At 43.5% G+C, this 356-nt stretch carries 1 tRNA gene; it reads left to right on the top strand.

From position 1 onward, the window contains the following. The first annotated feature begins 174 nt into the window (after positions 1-174). Positions 175-250 (top strand) — tRNA-Gly (locus tag AN393_RS19725). Positions 251-356: the final 106 nt, after the last annotated feature.

Genomic DNA, 356 nt, shown 5'->3' with positions numbered 1-356 from the left:
CCGAGTGGTGGAATTGGTAGACACAAGGGATTTAAAATCCCTCGACTAACAAGTCGTGCCGGTTCAAGTCCGGCCTCGGGCACCACTTTGTGGTTTAATTACATCGCCAAGTGTAATTTATAAAAAAATATTACATAAATTAGTTTATGTATTTAAATTTAGAATTAATATGATGCGGCACTAGCTCAGTTGGTAGAGCGCGACCTTGCCAAGGTCGAGGTCACGAGTTCGAGCCTCGTGTGCCGCTCCATATTAGTTTTATCCACTTGCTTTAAATAGCAAACTCGATGCCCGAGTGGTGGAATTGGTAGACACAAGGGATTTAAAATCCCTCGACTAACAAGTCGTGCCGGTTC

Origin of the sequence: Pseudoalteromonas sp. P1-25 (genome assembly GCF_001401805.1) — a bacterium.
Taxonomy (GTDB): domain Bacteria; phylum Pseudomonadota; class Gammaproteobacteria; order Enterobacterales; family Alteromonadaceae; genus Pseudoalteromonas.
Note: the sequence above shows the minus strand (reverse complement) of the source record. Positions and strands in the feature narration are given on the sequence as shown.